Consider the following 17,920-nt stretch of genomic DNA (forward strand, 5'->3'; position numbering starts at 1 on the left):
ATCCTCAAGGCTTATAGCTGGCGCGGCTTGCCCAGCCACGGGCGCAGCTGGCTCGGCAGCGACTGGAGCTTGAGCATAGGCATCTACACCCTCACCCGCTTCGCTGTCAGCATAAGTCGCCTCTGGCTCATAATCAGCATAATCAGGCTCTTCGTAGGCAGCGACGGGAGCTGTGGGAACATCATATGGCTGTTCCGGCTGGCTTGCAGACAGCTCACGTTCAATCGACTCTTGAAAGTCGCGTGCAGCAGCATCGTCATCTTCGTGCTGCTCACTGCGATCTGTTTCAGCCGAAGCGGTCTGCGAGGCGACCTCGTCATCGAAGCCTCCCATCAGCTCGCGTTCAAGATCCAAAGCAAAATCATCATTGGATCCGGAAAGTGACTCATCCTGCTCGGGCGTTCCCATAATACGGGACAGCTCCATCAGTGGGTCATCATTGCCGAATCGCGAATCATCCTGCCGGTGAGAACGCTGAAGATAGTTTTCCGCCATGGCGTTAATCCTGTACTCTCAACTGTGGGACGTCCGAAAACGTCACGCATTGGCCATACCAGCGCAATGTGGGCAAAAGTTGACAGGATTTCTACGCTTATTAGCGCATTTCAGTCGGAGCGTCCGCACCAATAATGGATAGACCGGACGCCAAAACCTTCGAAACAACCTGAACCAGCCCTAGCCTGGCTTGGGACAAGTTTGGATCGTTAACCTTAATAAAACGTAAGTCCGGGTTTTCGGTTCCTTTATTCCACTGTCCGTGCAGTGAACTTGCGAGGTCATAAAGGTAAAAAGCGACCCTATGCGGCTCCTGATGAAGCGCCGCAGTTTCGATCAACCGCGGATACTCCGCGAGCTTTCTGATAAGCGCAATTTCACTCTCGTCAGTCAGCAAATTGAAATGCTTTGCGCTGGCAGCCAGATCGATTTCACCAATCCCCATTTGCTCAATCGCCTGCCGGAACACTGAATGGCACCGTGCAGATGCGTACTGGACGTAGAATACCGGGTTATCCTTCGAATGCTCGGTAACCTTGGCAAAGTCGAAATCGAGCGGCGCATCGTTCTTCCGGTAAAGCATCATGAACCGCACAGGATCCCGGCCGACTTCCTCGACCACATCCCGCAGCGTCACGAATTCGCCAGACCGCTTCGACATCCGCACCGGCTCACCATTGCGGTAAAGTTTCACAAGCTGACAAATCAGCACCGTCAGCTTCGCCGTTCCACCGGAAACAGCGCGCGCAAGTGATTCGAGCCGTTTGACATAGCCGCCATGATCCGCGCCGAGAACATAGATCATCTCATCGAAGTGCCGATCATATTTGTCTTTGAAATAGGCAACATCAGCAGCGAAATAGGTGAACTGCCCGTCAGACTTCACCAGTGGCCGGTCAATATCATCACCGACATCAGTTGACCGGAACAGTGTTTGCTCACGATCTTCCCAATCTTCAGGCAACTGACCCTTGGGTGGAGGAAGCTTGCCCTTATAGACATGTCCCTTCAGCGTCAGGTCATTGATAGCCGAGCGGATCAGCTTCGCATTGTTGGCGTGCAACGTCCGTTCGGAGAAAAAGATATCATGGTGAACATTGAGCGAAGCCAGATCATCCCGGATCATCGCCATCATGGCATCAATAGTCCGGTCCTTGACGATCGCAAGGCTTTCTTCTTCCGGCATTTCGAGCAGCTTCGTGCCAAAATCGGTAGCGAGTGCCTTGCCGACAGGAACCAGATAATCACCTGGATATAAACCAGCCGGAATCTCACCGATCTGTTCCCCCAAGGCTTCGCGATACCGGAGCATTACTGAACTAGCCAGCACATCGATCTGCGCGCCGGCATCGTTGATATAATATTCTTTGCCTACTTCGTAGCCTGCGAATGACAAAAGATTGGCCAAAGCATCGCCCACCACCGCGCCACGGCAGTGGCCCACATGCATTGGGCCTGTAGGATTGGCGGAAACATATTCCACATTGACCCTGTGACCATAACCGAGCTTGGACCGGCCATAATTGAGCCCGGCATCAAGCATTGTGGCCAGTTGCTGCTGCCAATAACTATCCTTCAGCCGGAGGTTGATGAAGCCCGGACCTGCAACATCAATTGAACCAACATCAGGATCATTCTTCAGCGCATCACCGATTTTAACCGCGAGTTCACGCGGATTTTGTCCGACAGCTTTCGACAGAACCATCGCCGCATTGGTCGCGATATCACCATGGCTGGCATCGCGAGGCGGCTCGACGCCAACACGTGAGAGATCGACCGCTACACCATCAGTTGTTTTTAAATCAAGCGCTTGTAGGGCGTTCTTAATCCGCGCATCGAAGTCCGCGAAGATGTTCATGACGTAATTCTCATTCGAAGTTTGTAGAAAACAGGGTGGCCCCATGGCCAAAGTCGAGCCTGCTCTAAGACAATTCGGGCGTGTGGTCAAACAACCTTCGGTGTTCGCGCACAGCATAGGTGTCTGTCATGCCACTCAGAAAATCGGCTACGAGGCGCGCCCTTGCAGGCAATTGGGCCTTATTCTGCTCCTCTCTCCAACCTTCTGGCATCGCTTGAGCATCATTCAAATAAGCATCAAAAAGGTCTCTCACAATCTTGTCAGCCGATTTGCGAATTCTGACAACGCTTTCGTGAAAATAAAGGTTCTTGTAAAGAAATGACTTCAGTGCCTTCTCCTGCAGCCGCATGGGTTCACTGAACGCGACGATGCTCTGCCTGGCGTGGCGTATATCATCTGTCGTTTCGGGCTTGAGGCGATCCAGATTTGCCTGCGATTGACGTATGACATCTTCGACCATGATGGTTATCTGGCGCCTGACAATCTCATGCGCCGTGCGTACCTCGTCGAGAGCAGGATATTTCTGCCTCACAGCCCGCAGGATATCCCCTGTGATGGCTACATCTTCCAAGGCAGCCAAGGATAGGAGACCTGAACGAAGCCCGTCATCAATATCATGGGCATTATAGGCGATATCATCGGCAATGGCGGCGCATTGCGCTTCCAGTGAAGCATATCGCGCCACTTCAAGATCATGCTGCACATTATATTCAAGGATTGCGACCGGCACCGGATGGCCAATTCCCTGCCCTTCGGCATCCATCAACGGGCCATTATGTTTTACCAGCCCCTCAAGGGTCTCCCACGTAAGGTTGAGTCCGTCGAACTCTGCATAGCGCTTCTCAAGGCTGGTAACGATGCGCAATGATTGTGCGTTGTGGTCGAAACCGCCAAAATTGTGCATCTTTTCGTCAAGCGCATCTTCGCCTGTGTGACCAAAGGGCGTGTGGCCGAAGTCATGCACCAATGCAATTGCTTCTGCCAGATCTTCGTCAAGCCGCATGGAACGCGCCAGTGCCCGCGCAATTTGTGCCACCTCAATCGTATGAGTCAGCCGCGTGCGGTAGTGGTCGCCTTCATGCGCAATAAAAACCTGCGTTTTGTGTTTCAGGCGACGAAAAGCCGTCGAATGGATAATCCTGTCACGATCACGCTGAAACACTGTGCGCGTGGGACTCTCGCCCTCCGGCACCAGCCGTCCGCGGCTATGCTGTGGATCGCAGGCGTAAGACGCCCTCTCCCTGTAACCAAACCCCAAACCCTGCATCGACATTACTGTATTTCCAATTTTCTGCCTCACGCGGCATATATCAAGATCATTGACTTCGCAGTCGCCAATTCTTAGCTATGGTGTATGATGAATGGCAAGGCGTGACACGATTATGTCTTGCCTGAAAAGCCGGGCGGTTATTTCCGCAAAGGAACTGATGATGACCGAAGTTGTAAATGTTTCTGTCTCTGATGCCGCTGCCAAGCGCATTTCAGCAATTTTGAAATCCGATCCGGACAAAACAGCTCTGCGCATTTCCGTCGAAGGTGGTGGTTGCTCAGGCTTCTCTTATAAATACGATCTGGTCGATGAGCAGGATGCAGATGACATTGTGATTGAGAAACTCGGCGCAAAGGTCCTGATTGATTCGATTTCCCTGCCATATATTGGAGGTTCGGAAATTGATTTCGTTGACGATCTGATGGGACAATCGTTCCAAATCCGCAACCCCAACGCCACATCTTCTTGCGGTTGCGGAACAAGCTTTTCCGTTTAAGCCGCTTAACGATCCAAATGTTCAAAGGGCTGTCTCATGACAGCCCTTTTTTCGGTTCAGGTTTCTGCACCCTTGGCTGCTTCCCGCAGATCCTCAGCGCTGCCCGATGCTCCATTGAAAAACCAGTTCAGCAAAACCGCTGACACCGATGCTAAAAGAATGCCGGACTCGATGAGCGGATGAATGGCGTGAGGCATCCAAACTTTGAAATCGGGCGCTATCAGGGGAATCATGCCCAAGCCTAGCGATACCGCGATTATGAAAAGATTATTGCGGCTCGACTGGAAATCCACCTTCGACAATATGCGTATGCCGGTTGCTGCGACCATGCCGAACATGACCAGCCCTGCACCACCCAGTACAAACTGCGGCAAGGACTCTACCAGAGCGCCCATTTTCGGCACTAAACCAAGTATGAGCAATATAAAACCGGCGGCAACGCAAACGAAACGGCTCTTGACCCCGGTCACGCCAACAAGCCCCACATTCTGCGAAAAGCTGGTGTAGGGAAAGGTATTGAACACACCACCTATGACAGTTCCCATACCATCTGTTCGCAGCCCCGCCGACAGCATTGGCCGCGTTATCTTTCGCCCGGTAAGATCGCCGAGTGCGAGAAACATGCCTGTGGATTCGATCATCACCACGATCATGACAAGACTCATGGTGATGATGAGCACAGGATCAAACAACGGCAGCCCGAAATGGAACGGAGTGATAATCGCGAACCATCCCGCAGAGGCTACTTTTTCAAAGCCCATCATGCCAAAGCCCGTTGCAACAACCGCACCGATAATAATTCCGAGAAGCACGGCAATATTGGAGATGAATCCCTTGCCGAAACGGGCAATAAGTAAAATCGAAACAAGGACAACTGCCGATATCGCAATATTTGAAAGCGGCGCATAGGCAGCGTTAGACGTTGAAGGTGCTAGCGCGAGCTTCTCCGGCAATGCAGGTAAGGTTGAACCGGGAACTGCAACAAGCTCTGTAATAGCCTTCAGCCACGCCGCATGCTCAGGAGAAACGATCTTGGGCGCTGTCGGTCCAAACGGATTGCCGAATATCCAGTTGATACCAACCCGCATCAATGAAACACCGATAACAAGAATGATCGTGCCTGTTACCACTGCCGGAAAGAAACGCAGCAGGCGGCTCATGAGCGGTGCCAGCAGCATTGCCACAAACCCAGCGCCGATGATTGCGCCGAAAATCAACCGTGCGCCATCAGGACCGGTGTTTGCGTTCGCCATGGCGACCATGGGTCCAACAGCAGCAAAGGTTACCCCCATCATCACAGGCAGTCTGATACCGAACCATTGGGTAGCGCCGAGCGACTGAATGATCGTCACGATCCCGCAGACAAACAGGTCCGCCGAAATCAGAAACGCAACATCCGCCGGCGCCAGCTGCAAAGCACGCCCCACGATCAACGGCACCGCAATCGCCCCGGCATACATGACAAGAACATGTTGTATTCCCAAGGCTGCAAGGCGGGGCGCAGGCAAGCCCGCATCGACATCATGAATGTGTGAAGGACTGCTCATAAATACCCCCAATGGCTTGACCGGCTATCGAACCGGCGAGTATCGTTTTCCCCATGATCGAGAATGACCTATATTGGTCGCCACGCAATCAAAAACTCAGCAAAGCCCAGTATTTTCAATGAAAAAAGCCGAGCGTTTCCCATGAAAATTGTCACCTGGAACATCAACGGCGTCAAAGCTCGCATTGAAGTGCTCAAAGCTTGGTTGCGCGAATCCGATCCGGACATTGTTTGCCTGCAGGAAATCAAGTCTGTCGATGAAGGTTTTCCCCGAGAAGAGATCGAGGCGCTTGGCTACCACGTGGAGACGAACGGCCAAAAAGGCTTCAATGGCGTGGCCATCTTGTCAAAGACCTCGCCTGAAGAAGTAAATCGCGGACTCCCGGGTGATGACGAAGATGATCACGCTCGCTTCATCGAAGCCGTTTTCTCAACCGAGAAAGGCATGCTGCGCATCGTATCGCTCTATCTGCCCAATGGTAATCCAATCGATACGGAAAAATTTCCCTACAAGCTGCGCTGGATGGCGCGGTTGGAAAAATGGGCTGAGGAACGTCTGACTCTTGAAGAGCCGCTTATTCTGGCAGGTGATTACAATGTCATCGCCGAGCCTATTGACGCTCGCAATCCCGAAGCGTGGGTAAATGACGCCCTGTTCCAGCCCGAAACGCGCCAAGCTTTCCGCCGTCTTGAAAATCTGGGCTTCACCGATGCTATCCGCAGTGTCACGGGAGCATCCGGCACCTACACATTCTGGGATTATCAAGCTGGCGCCTGGCAAAAAAACAATGGTATCCGCATCGATCATTTGATGCTTTCGCCGGAAGCAGCCAACCGCTTGGAGTCCGCCAGCATTGAGAAACATGTCCGTGCCTGGGAAAAACCCTCGGATCACGTCCCCGTCGCGATTGTTATTGCTTGATTTCAAAAATCGCCGGTTTTGACGATATCCTCAGCCAAAACCATTGCGGTACGTCGGTCGGCTTCATCGGAAATCGAAAACGCCTGTTCCTGAATATCGCCGATCCAGATGCGATCCTTGCCGGTAGCGTGTTCAAGCGCTGCCGTCATCATGGCCAGGCCGCGTACGGTCTTGCCCGCCTGAAACAACAGGTTCCCAAGCATTGCCTGCGCACCGGCATGACCCTTTTGTGCGGACAGGCGGAACCAGCGTGCTGCCTGATTGGGGCTGGCATCGCCGCCCTCGCCGCGCATCAGCATTTTGCCGAGCTCGAATTGCGCATCCGGATCGCCAAAGTTCGAGGCCGCCTGCAGATAAAGGTCGCGAGCAGCGCCAGGATTCGAGTTGATCGGTGAATTCGGAATGCCGCGTTTTACATATCCCGCCAGAGCGACAAGGGCATCCGCTACATAACTCTCATTCTGGGTGCCCTGATCGGCGCCTTCCTGAATGACCTGTTCGAACATCTTGTAGGCTTCGTAGTCATCTTCCTTGACGCCGTCACCCTCGGCATACATGCGGCCAAGCTTCCAGTTCGCGCCCTGATGGCCCTTTTCTGCAGCAAAGCGAAGGGCTTTTACAGCTTCATCCTTATGGCCATTTTTGTAGGCGGAAAAGCCGAACTTGAAGAGAGCAAACGGGCTGGAGTCCTCGTTCATTTCGTTCTTGGTGTCAAAAGCCATGCAGGGCAGAGTCATGGCGCTCAGGAAAAGACCAATTCCCACAATGGGTGCGAGCAAACGATCGGCGATCAGCATGGTAGCTTAATTCCTTCGCTCCGGCCTACCGGTGTCGCAGCATTCGAGCGCGCCAGACCGTAAAAGCGGACATCAACCCCGCCAGCCAACACCGATATGGCGGCTCGCAACGGTATTTCGGAATATTTCATGGCATTTGAGCTATGATTGGGCAGATTTTCGGCAATAGCACGGCTGCCTTTCACAGAACTGTTCCAGTATTCGAGTTCTGGAACAACGGCCGCGAAACGCAAATCCAAAATGGATTTGCCGTTTGCCTGCACCTGTTGGCTGCCGAAAGCTTTGTGCGAAAGTAGTGTCGCGTCCATCATTACCCCAAACGGTACGCCAGCAATATTGCCTGACGTTTATACCTCCAAAAGGTTACCGCCTTATCGAGGTGCTCCGGGTTTGTGGCGCAAAATGGGCAAATTTGACGGCCAGACACCCTGTGTGAATCATCCTGGCCACACTGTTGCCGAATCGTCACAAAAAGTGATGGCCAAGTGATGATTCAAATGGCCGCGCGATTGGCAGCAACACTCCAATGATGAAAACCGGCATCGCTGCCGGTTTTAGGATCAATATGAAAATTAGAACTTCAGCTTGCCGGAGATTGAAAGCGCGCTGACGAAATCATCACCGAAATCATATTCTACCGATGTTCCGCACTTGCCCGGTCTGTTGTCGCAATCGCGAACACCGCCAAATGAACCTGATGTAAGCAGGCCAACGGCACCACCAGCGCGTATCTCAAAATTCTTGTTGGGCGACCAGGATACGCCCGAAGAAAGCAACCAAGTGTCCGTTTGTGTGGTCAAGCCCGTAGAAGTGCCGCGATCCCAGCTCACCTGTACCTGTCCGCTCCATTGGTCATTGAATTTATGACCTACGCCACCCGTTACCGTCCAGCCATCACGAAACATCAGATCAAGCGAAGTGGCGTATTTGTCAGGCGTGCATGCGGGTGTACCTTCTGCACAGAAGCCAACAATGTTCAGTATGCTCCAGTCCACCCATTTGACGGAGCCAAAAGCCAGCCAATCTGGAGCGATACCCGATTGCAGCTTGAATTCTATGGATTGAGGCAGTGCTGCTGTTCCGAAAACATTGGTAACCCGCCCTGCCAATGGGTTGATGGGAAGTGGTGGCAATTCTGACAGATCAAGCTTACCGGCAACATCACCCAGATCAACTTCGCCATTGTAAATCAGGCTTGCCCGAAATGCGATTTCCGGAATTTCATAGGCAGCACCAATGCGCCAGCCTATGCCATCACCTTCAAGTTGAAGACGGCCTGTGCCATCGCCTGGAAATCCGACAAGACGCGAATCCAAGGCCCTGAAGACGTTGGGTGATAAAACCAAACGCTCCTTGAAGCCTTCAATCTCCTGATAGGAGATACCACCGATTGCGCGCAGTTGGCCGCCACCCACATTGAATTTGTAGGAACAGGTCAGGCCGTATTCGTCACTGGAAATCTTTGTTTCGATATTCTCGTTTACACCCACCCACTCATTGCCGGGTTTTGTGTGAACACCCCAAGGCTGGCTGTATTGCGCAAGGCAATCAAAATCTGACGTGATACCGATCTTAATACTCGCGCGGGGTATCGAATAATTCTCTGTCTCACTCAGCAACGTTTTTCCAAGACCAAGCTGCGGTATTCCATTTGCTCCCAAGCCATCACTTTGGTCCGTATCACGCGCATTTTTGATCTTGCGGTTTGGCATGACGTAAATCACGCCAGCTTCTGATGCAAAACGATCTTCACTGAACAGAAGATCATAGTTGTAACCGCCGCGCTCAAGCCCGCCCGCCAGTGCCGTGCCTGTCAAACCCGATAAGATGAATGCACTGCCAAGAATCCGCGAAATTGTTCTCGTCATGAAAATCTCCCAAATATGAATTCAAAAATTTTGCAAAAATAAAACAGCAATATTGGTGACCGACATTAGCGAATGTCTTCTCATTCGCAAGGCCGCCCGACAAGAATTCCAAGGCAGGTGTGAAAACCAAAACGTAAAACTCGGGCAACAAAAAACCCGGCATCTCTGCCGGGTTTTTAATCATTCAATTATGTCCGATCAGAACTTCAACTTGCCCGATATCGATAGTGCCGACACAAAGTCATCGCCGAAGTCATATTCTACAGAGTTACCGCATCCGCCATTGCGTGGGCAATCGGTCTTGCCGAACGAACCGGATGTGAGCAGGCCAACTGCACCACCTGCACGGATTTCGAAGTTCTGGTTAGGCGACCAGGAAACACCGGTCGAGAGCAACCATGTGTCGGTCTGGGTTGTTAGACCAGTCGATGTGCCACGGTCCCAGCTGACCTGTACCTGTCCGCTCCACTGATCGTTGAACTTGTGGCCGATACCGCCGGTAACAGTCCAGCCATCCCGGAACATCAGGTCGATGGATGTCGCACGGACAGGTGAATTGACGCTACAAGCTGCAATGTCCCTTGTGGAGGACGGGCAGAATGTCACGACATCAAGCACGCTCCAGTCAACCCATTTGACCGAACCGAAAGCCAGCCAACCGGGTGCAATGCCGCTCTGGAGCTTGAATTCGACGGACTGTGGCATGGTCGCTGTGCCGTAAACATTGGTAACGCGACCTGCCAGCGGGCTACCAACAGGTGGCAGGCCGGTAAGGTCGAGCGTGCCTTCTACATCGCCAAGATCAACTTCAGCATTATAGATGAGGCTTGCGCGGAATGCGATTTCCGGAATTTCGTAAGCAGCACCAATGCGCCAGCCTACACCGTCGCCTTCAAGTTCGAGCTTGCCATTGCCGTCAAAACCAAGAGGCTTGCCAGCTGGATTGACCAGACGTTCCTTGAAGCCTTCGACTTCCTGATAGGATACACCACCAATAGCGCGCAACTGACCTTTACCCACGTCGAATTTGTACGAGCAGGTCAGGCCATAGTCGTGGCTTTCAATCTTGGTTTCGATGTTTTCATTTGCACCAACCCAATCGGAACCGGGCTTTGTATGCACACCCCAAGGCTGGCTATACTGTGCAAGGCAGTCGAAATCCTGAGTGATACCAACCTTCACGCCAACACGTGGGATTGTGTAATTTTCAGTTTCGTTGACAGAGGTCTTGCCGCCGCCACGACCATCCGAGCCAAGGCCATCCGTCGGGTCGGTATCCCTTGCATTTTTGATCTTACGATCAGGCATGACGTAAATGACGCCAGCTTCTGATGCAAAACGGTCTTCGCTGAACAGTAGATCGTAGTTGTAGCCTCCGCGCTCCAGCCCCCCGGCCTGTGCAGCGGAGGCCACACCTGTCAACAATAGTGCCCCGCCCAAAATTGTCGAAATAGCTTTAGACATAAGTCCTCCCCAAAAGCTTTCCATGTGTCCCGAATGTCAGCGTAATTCGGGAAAATATTACCAATACGTAATAGGTAACAAAGCACACGCATCGCTTGCAACGCCTTTGCTTATCGCCAATTGGGAACAGAGTGGCGGGGGATTCTACAAAATGCGAGATTTCGCAGAAATGAGGCCAAAAAATTTGAAACTTAAGCCCTAGTCCTAAAGTATTATGCCAAAAAACACTGTTTTTCAGCCAAAAAACGTCATTGTTGCGCAAATGCAACGTGGATCAAAAATGACAAAATTGGGGCTTTTGATAGTCTGAAATGGGGTGGTCCGAGGTCTTTTTCAAGGGTGGGCCACCCGCTATTTCCATTATTCGCAGGAAAATAAGGAATCAGCCTGCTTCGCGAACCCGACGTATCGCCACTTCGATCTTAACGGACGCCTCCTGCAGTTCTGCCAGACGCTCACGCTCGGCCTGCACAATTTCGGGCTTCGCATTGGCAACGAATTTCTCATTGCCGAGCTTCTTGCCGATCTTGTCGCTCTCTTCGGCGATCTTGCCAGCCTCTTTTGTCAGGCGCGCAATTTCCGCCCCGACATCGATAAGGCTGCCAAGTGGCAGGCAGGCCGTTGCTTCACCGATGACAAACTGCGCCGATCCCTTCGGGGCTTCGTTTGCCAAGGTTATGGTGTCTACGCGAGCGCGCCATTTAATCGAAGCTTCATGGCGTTCCAATCTGGCCTTGGAAGCATCATTGGCACCAATAACCACCAACGGGGCAACTGCAGACGCAGGAACGTTCATTTCAGCACGAACAGAACGAATACCCGTTACCAGATCGATAAGCCAGTTGATCTCAGCTGCTGCTTCTGCATCGAAGAATGTTGAGACCGGCCATTCGGCATGACACAGCAGGGTTTCGCGCTTTACACCCTCACCCGCCGTATGCGACCAGAGTTCTTCTGTCATGAATGGCATAAATGGGTGCAAAAGCTTGTAAATTTCGTCGAGTACATAAGCCGCACAAGCCTGCGCTTCCGCCTTGGCGTCGACATCATCGCCGTTGAATACCGGCTTCAGGAGTTCGATGTACCAGTCACAGAACTGGTTCCAGACAAAGCGATATGCGGCGCTTGCCGCCTCATTGAAACGGTAATTGGCAATCCCGTCCGTAACATCACGCACCGCATTGGTAAGCTCGGTCAAAATCCAGCGATTGACTGTCAGCTTGGCATCGTCAGGCTTGAAGGATGGATTGCGCGCAACGCCGTTCATTTCGGCAAAGCGGGTCGAGTTCCATAGCTTGGTGCCGAAATTGCGATACCCCGCGATACGGCTTGTATCGAGCTTCACGTCGCGGCCCTGCGCCGCCATGATGGCGAGTGTGAAACGCAGCGCGTCTGCGCCATATTCGTCCATCAATTCCAGCGGATCGATGACATTGCCCTTAGACTTGGACATCTTCGCACCGTTCTTGTCGCGAACAAGCGCGTGCATATAGACCGTGTGGAAGGGTTCTGTATCCATGAAGTGCAGACCCATCATCATCATCCGGGCAACCCAGAAGAAGATAATATCAAAGCCGCTGACCAGAACGCTGGTCGGATAGTAAGTTGAAAGCTCGGGTGTCTTGTCCGGCCAGCCAAGCGTTGAGAATGGCCAAAGCGCTGAGGAGAACCAGGTGTCGAGCACATCCTCATCACGCGTCAGGATTTCGCCGGGCTTCATATCTTCTAGAAGGTTCTGAACATAGGCCTTCATTGGCCCTTCATGCGCCAGATAATGCTGTATGGCAGCGCTAAGAGCTTCTTCTTCCGTACGTTCGACAAAAACCTGACCATCCGGCCCATACCAGGCCGGAATCTGGTGACCCCACCATAATTGGCGCGAGATTGCCCATGGCTGGATATTTTCCATCCAGTCGTAGTAGGTTTTTTCCCAATTCTTGGGCACGAAGTTGGTTCGGCCTTCGCGAACACTTGCAATGGCTGGCTTGGCAAGTTCGCCCGCATTCACATACCACTGGTCGGTCAGATAGGGTTCAATTGGCACATCACCGCGATCGCCATGCGGTACGGCATGCGTGTGGTCGTCAATTTTCTCCAGATATCCGCCCTCATCCATCATGCTTACAATGAGCTTGCGGGCATGAAAACGATCCTTGCCATCCAAAGCATGGATCAACTGGTCAAGGTGACTCGATTTCTCCAGACCTTCGAGGAAGTCATTGTTTTCCTTCAGGAATATGGAAGCATCTGTGTTGAGAATATTGATCTGGCGCAGATCATTCCGTTTGCCAACCTCAAAGTCGTTGAAATCATGGGCAGGCGTGATTTTTACTGCACCCGATCCGGCTTCAGGATCGGCGTAATCATCGGCGACAATCGGAATGTGACGGCCAACAAGCGGCAGAACAACATCATTACCAACCAGCGCGTGATATCTGGCATCGTCAGGATTAACGGCAACACCAGTGTCGCCCAGCATTGTTTCGGGACGGGTGGTCGCCACGACGATGAATGTATGCGGATTTTCCGGATCGAATGCGACATTCTCAAGCGGATACCGGAAATGCCACAGATGGCCTTTGATCTCGCGCGATTCGACTTCAATATCGGAGATCGCCGTCAAAAGCTTTGGATCCCAATTGACGAGACGCTTGTCCTTATAAATCAGCCCCTGCTTGTAGAGCGTAACGAACACCTCAAGTACCGCCTTGGACAAGCCTTCATCCATGGTGAACCGTTCGCGCGACCAGTCACAGGAAGCACCTAGCCGTTTCAGCTGACCGGCAATGATGCCACCGGACTCCGATTTCCACTCCCAGACGCGCTCAACGAATTTTTCGCGGCCCATATCACGTCGGCCCGGCTGCTGACGCTCCATCAGCTGACGTTCCACAACCATCTGCGTTGCGATACCGGCATGATCCATGCCCGGCTGCCAGAGGACATTCTTGCCGCGCATACGTTCAAACCGGACCATAATGTCCTGAATCGTATTATTGAGCGCGTGACCCATATGCAGAGAACCCGTCACATTCGGTGGCGGAATGACGATTGAAAACGGGTCTGCGCCCGGCTTGGAACCGGCACCAGCCTTAAATGCGCCAGCTTCTTCCCAGCGTTTTGCGATCTCTGGCTCTACAGCCGCGGCGTCATAGGTCTTCTCAAGCATAAAACTGTCCGTCATTTTGCGGAAAAAAGGATTGTTAGGGTGTAAACCCAATGCCGGGCCTCAAGTCAATGAGGACTTGTCAAATGCACTCGCTGCCAGCTTGACAAATAATGCATCATTGCGCCAATGCGCTCTACATTATTGGCACTTGGGGGCACTATGAAGTTATCACATCTTATCACACTGAGTTTCGCTATCACTGCACTTGCTGGCTGCCAACAGGTTTCAGAGTCCAGCTATGCCCAAATGCAAAAAACGCTCGCGAAACCTGCACAACATAAGCAAATGGTTGGCTATTGCTCAAATCGTATGGGCGACAAGCCTCTAAAATATCGCCAGAACCTTGCTGTGGTAACAGGTACGAGCATCGAGAACATGCCAACGACATTCTGCAAACGCATTAGCCAAGCTTTGGCGAGCGGAAAGCTAACACGCGAAGATGTCAACGAGAGCAGTAAAGGCAATCTTACGCCGATGGTCTTGAAAGTGATTCAAGGCCGCTAAGATTAACGCTTGCCGCCCCGTGCTACGCGCTCGATTTCCTCGCGAACAAGGCGCTCGACAAGGGTCGGCAAGTTGTTGTCCAGCCAATCCTGCAGCAAAGGCCGCATGATTTCCTGTGCAATCTCATCAAATGAACGCCGTTGTTCGCTGCGAACCGCAAAGGACAAATCTTCAAACGCGGCACTCACCTGACGCTCGGTGCTTTCCGACAGGATCGGCTCCAAGGCCTGCACAAGATCAAGCGAGACCTCTTCTTCCATGCTTGTCTCGAACTCTTCTATGGTTACGGGCTCGGGCGAAACTGCCGCCTGCGGCTCCGGCTTTGCTTGCACTGTTTCAAAGTCCGCATAACCTACTGCTTCCGGTTGTTCCAATGCCGGTTTCGGCTGTTCATCAAGCTGCTTTACGACTTCTTCAAGATGCTGCTCCGCTATGTGCGCTTCCGGGGTGGGCAAAACTGCTTCAACCGCAGGCTCAGCCTTCGCTTCTGTCTCAACCGGCTTGGATTCCACTGGTGGCAAAGGCCGGGCAAATGTTTGCTCGGGGATTTTCTGTACAGGAGGCGTAACGGCAATTCCCTGCCGAGGTGCAAGTTCCGCCTCTTCGTTGTAATGGCTTTCTTCAAACTGCACGTTTGATACTGTCTGAGCTGGCACATCGGAGTTTACAGCCAGCGGCGGCGCTTCGTCTGGCCGGGCTGTGTCGCTCTCCTCAATGATTCGGCGAATAGAAGCGAGAATTTCTTCCATTGAGGGCTCTCGCGCTGTGCTGCCTAGCCCAGAGGATGCCCCGATCGGTGATTGTGCCATGATCAACTTGCCTACTACATCTTGTTTCGGTGCGGTGCAACGAATCTGCATGCAGTGTAGAGGCTGGTTATGTGTTTGAGAATCCCTGAGAGCAATGTTTCGAGCTAACCCACAGACTTTTGATTCGGGTATCAGAAACGGAAAAGGCCGCCGGATATATCCAGCGGCCAGTATCAAACAAGCATGACGAGCGCGATTAGCGGCTATCAGGAGTGCGAAGGCCGATCCATTTGTCCTTCACTGCTTCATAATGCTCTTCAGGGCGATGTTCTGCCACCTGCAAACCAATCTGCGAAGCAGTCAACCGGCCTGAGCCCGACAGTGCAGCATAGCTGGTGACAACAGCATCACGTTCCGACTGAACAAGATTAATCTGCGCGGTCAAAACATTGGTCTGTTCGTTCAACACGTCGAGAGTTGTACGCTGGCCAACCTTGCGCTCTTCAATAACGCCGTTCAAGGCCAGTTGTGCAGCAGCGACAGCTGTCCTTTGCGCAATGATCGAAGCATTGGCAGCTTCCATCTCGGCATAAGCACTTGCAATCGCCTGACGAACGTCATCGCGTGCCACATCAACTTCGATGCGGCGTTGCGCGACTGTTTCCTTACCCTGACGAACCTGTGCCGATGTACGGCCACCACTATAGATTGGCACCGTTACGCGAATTCCCGCAGAAGCGCTGGTTGTGTTGTTGCTGTTTGTCGAAAGATCGCTTGGATCGCCGAATATTTCGTCACGCGAAATTTCGCCTCTCAAGCTTACCTGCGGCAGTAATGTACCCTCGGTCGCCTTTACATTATATCCAGCCGCATCGACGGCATAACGGGTAGCTAGAATTGCAGGATGTGTATTTTCTGCAACTGAATATGCCTCGTCCATTGAACGGGGCAAGGATTTCTTGGCAGCCGGTGCACGCTCCAGACGGCCAGGAGCCTCACCAATCACCTGAACATAGGTGGCTTCCGCTGTTTTCTGGTTTGATTTGGCTACATTCAGCTGAGCAATTGCCGTTGCCTTTTGCGCATCCGCCTGTGCAACGTCTGTGCGTGTGCCTTCACCAACATCGAACCGGGCCCGGGCAGCACGCAGCTGTTCGTCAAGCGCTTCGATATTTCGCTGACGCAGTACAACAATCTGCCGTGTCAGATAAACATCCATATAGGCCTGCGCGGCAGCAAATAGCTGGTTTTGCTCCGTATTACGAAGGTTTTCACGCTGCGCCAGAACTTGCGTTTTGGCAGACGAAACATTGTTCTTTGTGGTAAACCCATCAAACAGCATTTGATCGACGGAAACGCCAAACACACCAGTGTTTGAAGTTCCATGATCAACGAACCCCGTCAGCGCATTACCAACACCACGTCCATCGATCTTTGTATATGTCGATGTCAGGTTTGCCGTTGCAGAAACAACTGGCCGGTAGCCCGACTTGGCAATTGCTACACCCTCATCCGTTACACGGACACCGGCGCGGCTTGCATTAAGAGTGGAGTTATTATTGTAGGCTTTGGCCATTGCGCCAAAGATCGTCTCAGCCATGGATGGCGTAGAGGCTAGTACCGTGGCTGACATCAGCGCTGCGGTCAGTAATCGCTTACCCGCTATGAACACTATAAACCCCTTCATGTCTCAACATTCTGACCGAACCAATCGGTTCGACGTTGTAATTTCAATACAAGCCAATTATCGAATTGACCACAGCTGCAAACCCCAATTCGCAAACAAAGTGATCAACCGTTGCACTTATGTCTCACGTGCGACACGCTCAAAATTCGAATTCAGGTACTTTCTCGAAGCCCGGGAGTGGCTTCACCGCTGAGTTAAAAGCGCGTCGTCCTGATACGATTCCCTCGTTCTTCACGTAAATCATTGATTTTCCAGAGTTTCCGCTGCCTTCAACAGCAACGAGTCGCCCTCCGTCTTTCAACTGATCAAATAATGTCGCAGGAACGTGATCAACGCTACCCTCAATTATGATTACATCAAACGGCGCTTCGGACGCATAGCCCTTTTCCAGCGGGCCAGTCAAAACCACGACATTGTCATAACCAAGCGATGAGAGGATTGCAGTCGCCTGCCCGGCAAGATTCGCATCACTCTCGACGGCAATAACTGAGCTGGAGATTCGTGAGAGAATTGCAGCCGAATATCCTGTGGCGCACCCAATATCGAGCACCACATCTTCCGGCTGAATATTGGCAAGCTGAACCAGTTTGGCAAAGGGCGAAGGCTGCATGATATAACGTGAACCGGCTTCCGCAGTCGCGGTTGAAACCAAGACGTCATCATCAATATAGGCAAGCGGTGCACGGACGCTCGGTACGAATTTCTCCCGCGGGACATCCAGAAATGCCTGCAGCAGCGGCTTGTCAGTCACATCAGTTGTCCGCAACTGGTTATCGACCATCTTGGTCCGCAGGTCTTCGAAATTCAGCACCATATTTCCGAGCTTTCCTAACAGCACTAGCAGCGCAATCGTGTTATGCGTCCGTTGAAGGCGCAGTACACAAAGGCATTATGAAACTCCGTATACCCTTTTCCGGAAAGCGATTCCAGTATCGAGGCAACGCAGAACACTTCGCACGTGCATAACATGTTTATGCAGGTTGGACACGGACCCGGTGAACTCGAAAGCATATTGGACCCGGCAAGCCAACCCGCAAGGGGGATGTGTCAAAAAATGTGCTGGACGTCAATTCATCGCTGCGCGGCAAAAACAAC

14 protein-coding genes and 1 pseudogene are annotated in these 17,920 nt (G+C 52.3%); 3 read left to right on the forward strand and 12 right to left on the reverse strand.

The annotated features are described in order from the left end of the window. From PMI41_RS16140 to PMI41_RS16150, 3 genes and pseudogenes are all read right to left on the reverse strand, one after another. Window positions 1–495: pseudogene (locus PMI41_RS16140) on the reverse strand (hypothetical protein); the annotation flags it as partial. A gap of 100 nt (window positions 496–595) precedes the next feature. Next, complete coding sequence (gene argS, locus PMI41_RS16145) at window positions 596–2,353, reverse strand: arginine--tRNA ligase (protein WP_008126589.1); 1,758 nt, start codon at window positions 2,351–2,353, stop codon at window positions 596–598. A 64-nt stretch (window positions 2,354–2,417) separates the two neighbouring features. Beyond that, window positions 2,418–3,626, reverse strand: a complete 1,209-nt coding sequence (locus PMI41_RS16150) for a deoxyguanosinetriphosphate triphosphohydrolase (RefSeq protein WP_008126591.1) — start codon at window positions 3,624–3,626, stop codon at window positions 2,418–2,420. A gap of 157 nt (window positions 3,627–3,783) precedes the next feature. On the opposite strand from PMI41_RS16150, the gene erpA reads away from it, so the two are divergent. Continuing rightward, window positions 3,784–4,119 (forward strand): iron-sulfur cluster insertion protein ErpA, encoded by a 336-nt coding sequence (gene erpA, locus PMI41_RS16155; protein ID WP_008126593.1) that lies wholly within the window; start codon window positions 3,784–3,786, stop codon window positions 4,117–4,119. A gap of 56 nt (window positions 4,120–4,175) precedes the next feature. Here erpA and PMI41_RS16160 read toward each other — a convergent pair whose 3' ends face one another. Then, window positions 4,176–5,666, reverse strand: a complete 1,491-nt coding sequence (locus PMI41_RS16160) for a nucleobase:cation symporter-2 family protein (protein WP_008126594.1) — start codon at window positions 5,664–5,666, stop codon at window positions 4,176–4,178. A gap of 141 nt (window positions 5,667–5,807) precedes the next feature. Between PMI41_RS16160 and xth the strand changes: the two genes are divergently transcribed. Beyond that, window positions 5,808–6,587, forward strand: coding sequence for an exodeoxyribonuclease III (gene xth / locus PMI41_RS16165; RefSeq protein ID WP_008126596.1), 780 nt, complete (start codon window positions 5,808–5,810; stop codon window positions 6,585–6,587). Between the two features lie 2 nt (window positions 6,588–6,589). Here xth and PMI41_RS16170 read toward each other — a convergent pair whose 3' ends face one another. From PMI41_RS16170 to PMI41_RS16190, 5 genes are all read right to left on the reverse strand, one after another. Further along, window positions 6,590–7,324: a tetratricopeptide repeat protein gene (locus PMI41_RS16170; protein ID WP_244423963.1), complete on the reverse strand. Its 735-nt coding sequence runs from the start codon at window positions 7,322–7,324 to the stop codon at window positions 6,590–6,592. 53 nt (window positions 7,325–7,377) lie between these two features. After that, complete coding sequence (locus PMI41_RS16175) at window positions 7,378–7,695, reverse strand: hypothetical protein (RefSeq protein ID WP_008126600.1); 318 nt, start codon at window positions 7,693–7,695, stop codon at window positions 7,378–7,380. Between the two features lie 261 nt (window positions 7,696–7,956). Continuing rightward, window positions 7,957–9,252, reverse strand: coding sequence for an OmpP1/FadL family transporter (locus tag PMI41_RS16180; RefSeq protein ID WP_008126602.1), 1,296 nt, complete (start codon window positions 9,250–9,252; stop codon window positions 7,957–7,959). Window positions 9,253–9,450: 198 nt separating this feature from the next. Further along, window positions 9,451–10,716: an OmpP1/FadL family transporter gene (locus PMI41_RS16185; RefSeq protein ID WP_008126603.1), complete on the reverse strand. Its 1,266-nt coding sequence runs from the start codon at window positions 10,714–10,716 to the stop codon at window positions 9,451–9,453. A gap of 382 nt (window positions 10,717–11,098) precedes the next feature. Further along, on the reverse strand, window positions 11,099–13,885 hold the full coding sequence (locus PMI41_RS16190; RefSeq protein WP_008126604.1) for a valine--tRNA ligase: 2,787 nt from the start codon (window positions 13,883–13,885) through the stop codon (window positions 11,099–11,101). Window positions 13,886–14,044: 159 nt separating this feature from the next. On the opposite strand from PMI41_RS16190, the gene PMI41_RS16195 reads away from it, so the two are divergent. Then, entirely contained in the window at window positions 14,045–14,389 is a 345-nt protein-coding gene (locus PMI41_RS16195) for a hypothetical protein (protein WP_008126605.1), read from the forward strand. 2 nt (window positions 14,390–14,391) lie between these two features. On the opposite strand, the gene PMI41_RS16200 is transcribed toward PMI41_RS16195, so the two are convergent. From PMI41_RS16200 to PMI41_RS16210, 3 genes are all read right to left on the reverse strand, one after another. Further along, a complete protein-coding gene (locus tag PMI41_RS16200) occupies window positions 14,392–15,198 on the reverse strand; it encodes a DUF2497 domain-containing protein (RefSeq protein ID WP_008126606.1) in 807 nt (268 codons plus the stop codon). Between the two features lie 196 nt (window positions 15,199–15,394). Next, on the reverse strand, window positions 15,395–16,825 hold the full coding sequence (locus PMI41_RS16205; protein WP_008126607.1) for a TolC family outer membrane protein: 1,431 nt from the start codon (window positions 16,823–16,825) through the stop codon (window positions 15,395–15,397). A gap of 139 nt (window positions 16,826–16,964) precedes the next feature. Beyond that, window positions 16,965–17,639 (reverse strand): protein-L-isoaspartate O-methyltransferase, encoded by a 675-nt coding sequence (locus tag PMI41_RS16210; protein ID WP_008126608.1) that lies wholly within the window; start codon window positions 17,637–17,639, stop codon window positions 16,965–16,967. Between the last annotated feature and the right edge of the window lie 281 nt (window positions 17,640–17,920).

Source organism: Phyllobacterium sp. YR531 (genome assembly GCF_000282595.1).
Taxonomy (GTDB): domain Bacteria; phylum Pseudomonadota; class Alphaproteobacteria; order Rhizobiales; family Rhizobiaceae; genus Phyllobacterium.